At 67.6% G+C, this 3881-nt stretch carries 7 protein-coding genes; all 7 read right to left on the bottom strand.

The window, feature by feature from the left end:
* Window positions 1-503: [NiFe]-hydrogenase assembly chaperone HybE (gene hybE, locus FKP22_RS23565; protein ID WP_141290108.1), on the bottom strand; the 503-nt coding region annotated here is incomplete at its 3' end.
* 6 nt (window positions 504-509) lie between these two features.
* Window positions 510-737 carry a rubredoxin gene (locus tag FKP22_RS23570; protein WP_141290109.1) on the bottom strand — a complete coding sequence of 76 codons (228 nt, stop codon included), beginning with the start codon at window positions 735-737 and terminating at the stop codon, window positions 510-512.
* Entirely contained in the window at window positions 734-1603 is an 870-nt protein-coding gene (locus tag FKP22_RS23575) for a hydrogenase expression/formation protein (protein WP_141290110.1), read from the bottom strand. Before FKP22_RS23575 ends, FKP22_RS23570 begins: the two co-directional genes overlap by 4 nt.
* 18 nt (window positions 1604-1621) lie before the next feature.
* Window positions 1622-2119, bottom strand: a complete 498-nt coding sequence (locus tag FKP22_RS23580) for a thioredoxin domain-containing protein (protein ID WP_141290111.1) — start codon at window positions 2117-2119, stop codon at window positions 1622-1624.
* Window positions 2116-2451: a HypC/HybG/HupF family hydrogenase formation chaperone gene (locus FKP22_RS23585; protein WP_141290112.1), complete on the bottom strand. Its 336-nt coding sequence runs from the start codon at window positions 2449-2451 to the stop codon at window positions 2116-2118. The genes FKP22_RS23580 and FKP22_RS23585 overlap by 4 nt, the downstream gene beginning before the upstream one ends.
* Before the next feature lie 2 nt (window positions 2452-2453).
* Window positions 2454-3083: a HyaD/HybD family hydrogenase maturation endopeptidase gene (locus FKP22_RS23590; protein WP_141290113.1), complete on the bottom strand. Its 630-nt coding sequence runs from the start codon at window positions 3081-3083 to the stop codon at window positions 2454-2456.
* Between the two features lies 1 nt (window position 3084).
* On the bottom strand, window positions 3085-3816 hold the full coding sequence (cybH, locus tag FKP22_RS23595) for a Ni/Fe-hydrogenase, b-type cytochrome subunit (protein ID WP_141290114.1): 732 nt from the start codon (window positions 3814-3816) through the stop codon (window positions 3085-3087).
* Window positions 3817-3881: the final 65 nt, after the last annotated feature.

The following is a 3881-nucleotide window of genomic DNA, read 5'->3' on the forward strand; positions in this document are numbered from 1 at the left end:
TCGGACGCGGCACTGCGGCCGAACAGGAACGAGCGGCGTGCCGGAAAGGGCTCGGTGCGCACGGCCGGCAACGGCGGCCTGCGCAGCTGTGCCAGCACTTCCAGCGCGGTGGCGCGCGCAGTGGACTGGTCAGCGAACTCGAACATCGGCGAAAACAGCGAGCACGCACAAAATGCACCGAGCGCCGCTTCGTGCGCACCGATGAACTCGAAGCGCTGGCCTGCCAGCGGCTCTTCGTGGGTGCGGCCGACCTGAGCGGCCGAGTCTTCGCGTTGCAAAGGCAGGCGCACGAGGTTCATGAACCACGGCGTGACCAGAATGCCCAGGCCCGCCGGCTCACCCTCGCCCGCCGGCAGGCACTCGAAGCCGATGGCCTCGACCTGCAAGGCCGTGTTCAACACCGGCATGCCGGCCATGCGCGTGTGTGCAACGGTCGTGAACAGCGCGGCCAGCTCGGCCACGCGGGCGCTCAGGCGGTCGACGGGTGCGGGGTGCGGGCTCATGAGGTGTCAGTCGGTGTCTGCCAGCACCATGAACTGCTCGGCGTCGCCATCGCATTGCGGGCAGCGCCAGTGCGAGGGCCGGCCGCTGAACGGCGTGCCGGGCTCGACCTGCCAGACCGGGTCGCCGAGCGCCGGGTCGTACACCCACCAGCAGATCTTGCATTCGAGGCGCGCACCGGCCGGCAGCTTGGACAGGTTGCCGAGATAACTGCCTTCGAACCGCGCGCCGTTCATGCGCCCTCCACCCAGGTCAGCACTTCGCCGAGCCGCTCGTGGGAGTCATCGAGGTCTTCTTTCGCGGCCTGCGCAACGTCCGGCAGTTCCACCACTTCGACGGTGTTGAGGATCACCACGTCCTGCGAGTTGTAGTACACGACACGCCAGCAGTTCGGCATGCGTGTGTTGGTGATGCGGCAGTTGCCATAGCCGCGCGACAGGATCAACACGCGACCGGTGCCGAGGTGGTGGTCGAGGAAGCCGATGTCTTCGACCGACATCGGCAGCAGCGTCAGGTTGACCACCTGTGCCGGCTGGCCGGCACGCCAGGCGTGCCACTGGTCTTCGATCTCGGACAGCAGCGTCGGAGCGTTCTGTACGTTCGGGGGCAGGGCGCCTTGCCAGCGTGGCATGGTCGGCAGCACGTCTTCGAGCGCGGCGGTCTTCAGCGCCTGCGGCACCGCGCCGAGTTCGATCACGTCGGAGCTGACCACGCCGTTCACCGAGCACACCACGCGCCACACGCCAGCAAACACCGACTCCTGCACACGCACCTCGTAGCCCGAGTCGCCGCCGGTCACGACCGCGCTGACCTCGCCTTCGCCGAGCACCTGGTTGATGAGCTGGCGGTCGGCCACCGGCAACCCGGTCAGGTCGACTCCGAGGTTGGCGCCGCCCTGGCGCACGCGGTCGAGCTGGGCCAGCGCCTCGCGCAGCGCGCGGTGTGCCCGATGGCAACCGGCCACGTCTTCCGGCTCGGGCAACAGCGGCGCGCGGAAGGTCTCCATGCCCTGTGGCATGGGCAGGTAGTCGAGCGTTTCTTCTTCGGGCTGGCTGCCCGGGCCGATGCCGATGGCCACCACAGGAATGGGGAAGTCTTTCATGCGAGGGTCCTCTTCAGTTCAGTGGCAGGACGCGTCGCCGGCGCCGGCGCTGACCACCGGGATGCCGATGGTCGGTGCGCGCGAGACCGGCATCGCCAGCGCCTGCGTCACGCGCTCGATGAACACCTCCCAGTCGTGCATGCCGCTCACGGTGGTGACGTACTGGCCGTCGCGCAGGAACAGCAGCGTGGGCCAGCGCTGGGAGCCGAAGCGGCGGGCGACCTTGTCTTCGCGCTCGCGTGGCACCACGCCCACCTTGAAGCGGCCAGGCAGGCTGCGCTGCAGTTCGGGCAGCACCACGGCCACGTCGAGCCCCTCGGGGAACTGCACCGGGTCGCCGGCGAACAGCACGACACGGTCACCGCCTTCGGCCGCCCAGGCGTCGATGTTGGTCTCGTCGACCCAGCTCGCACCGAACTGTTCGACCAGCCGCTCGATGAGTGCCGAGGTCACGACCTTCGGCGCCTGCACGGGCAGCTTGACCAGGGTTTCGGAGCCTTGTTTGTTGGTGCTCATGGAATGCTTTCCGGGGTGGGTAGGGCAGGCGCGCCGGACAACGCGCGCAGTTGCGCAGCCGTCCAGCGCGAGGGCAGGTCGAACGCGGCGTTGGCGGGGTCTTGTGCGTCACCCTTCATCGCGGCCTGCAGCAGGTCGAGCGTGGCGTTGATCTCCGCCACCCGTTGCGGCTCCAGCCGTTCCTGCGCGCTGTCGATGAAGACCAGCAGCCATTCGCCAGGCGCTACGTCGCCGACCAGCGCGGTGCGCACGCGGCGGCTTTCGCCGCGGCCACTGCACAGCGCGTGACCTGGTTCGGTGCTGCCCACCTGCATGGGGATGCCGATGCACATGCTCAGGCCGGGAAAAAACGTTCGTCGCCGACGCGGCAGGCCACCGCTTCGGGCGGGCGCTCGCCTTCGTAGCGCCTGAGTTCGAGCTGGGCGAAGCCGACGCTTTCGTGTTCGGCCAGCGGCCGCATGCGCGGCACCGGTTGTGCGCCCCAGCGCCGCAGCGTGTCGATGCCGAGGGCCAGTGCGTCTTCCATCGCGCTGCGCACGACAGGGCGCAGGCTACCGCCGTAGTCCTCCAGCTCTTCAGGCTGGCAGCCGATCAGCAGCACGTCTTTCGGGTACTGCTCGGTCAGCAGTGCGAGCATCAGCACTTCCTGAAAGCCGGTCTGGTGCAGGCTCATCTTCTTCGCGCCCATGAAGCGTGGCACCTCGTCGTTCTCGACCAGCTTGAGCGTGCCCGGTGCGAGGCCGTAGTCGATCGCATCAAAGATCAGCAGCCTGCCCGCCTGCTGCACATGCTGGATCAGGTACAGACCCTGCGTGCCGCCGTCGATCAGCTGCACGTGCGGCGCGAATTCGCAGCGTTGCTGCAGCGTTTCGATGCAACGCACGCCGAAGCCTTCGTCGGCCCACAGCAGGTTGCCGATGCCCAGCACCGTGATGGTGTTGTCGCGGTCAGCCGGGTGGCTCATGTCAGTCCTTGAACGTCCGGTGGCCGGAGATCATGGTACTGACCACGCTCGAGCGGCCCATGATGTCTTCGCGGATTGCGGCGTATACGTGGATGATCACGAAGCAGATCAGTCCCCACATGCCCACGTGGTGCCAGGTGTGCACGTCCTGCGACTGGCCAAACAGCGGGATCACCCAGCCGAACATCCGTTCCTGCCAAGAGCCCATCTGTGAACCTTCACCGTACAGCGCGAAGCCGGTGACGATCATGAACAGCGTCAGCAGGAAGAAGCCGAAGAACATCGCGAAGCGCGCCAGCGGGTTGTGACCCACATAGCGGCCGGGCCGGGCGCTGACGAAGGCGTACCACTTCACCATGCCCCACATCTCGGCCCAGTAGGCGCGCTGGAAGATCGGCACCCAGAACAGCTCGCGCGCGTGGTGGTTGCCCATTGCGGCCCAGTAGAGGCGGCCGAGGATGCCCACCGCCAGCAGGTAGCCGGCCGCGAAATGCGCGAATCGGATGTAGCCCATCAGGTAGTTTGCGCTGGCCTCGCCGGGCTGCGTGGGCAGCGGCGAGCCGATGAAGTAGCCGGTGATGGCCAGCACGGTGATGGCGAGCGCGTTGATCCAGTGCCAGATGCGCACCGGGGCCTCGAAGACATACACCGACTTGATCGACTGCGCGAGGGCGACGACGCGCTCGTCGTTCACCGTGACGGCGGCGGGTGCGGAAGGGGAGCTGGTGGACATGGTGGTGTTCTCCTGCGCGGGTTCCGGACGGGGGGTCTCAGAGGCGGGTGGCGAGCATCACGAGC

This window comes from Ideonella azotifigens (assembly GCF_006519715.1).
In the GTDB taxonomy this organism is placed as follows: domain Bacteria; phylum Pseudomonadota; class Gammaproteobacteria; order Burkholderiales; family Burkholderiaceae_C; genus Ideonella; species Ideonella azotifigens.

Coding starts and splice junctions, on each gene's coding strand:
- FKP22_RS23570 (WP_141290109.1), bottom strand. CDS start 737: ATGAACGGCGCGCGGTTCGAAGGCAGTTATCTCGGCAACCTGTCCAAG.
- FKP22_RS23575 (WP_141290110.1), bottom strand. CDS start 1,603: ATGAAAGACTTCCCCATTCCTGTGGTGGCCATCGGCATCGGCCCGGGC.
- FKP22_RS23580 (WP_141290111.1), bottom strand. CDS start 2,119: ATGAGCACCAACAAACAAGGCTCCGAAACCCTGGTCAAGCTGCCCGTG.
- FKP22_RS23585 (WP_141290112.1), bottom strand. CDS start 2,451: ATGTGCATCGGCATCCCCATGCAGGTGGGCAGCACCGAACCAGGTCAC.
- FKP22_RS23590 (WP_141290113.1), bottom strand. CDS start 3,083: ATGAGCCACCCGGCTGACCGCGACAACACCATCACGGTGCTGGGCATC.
- cybH (WP_141290114.1), bottom strand. CDS start 3,816: ATGTCCACCAGCTCCCCTTCCGCACCCGCCGCCGTCACGGTGAACGAC.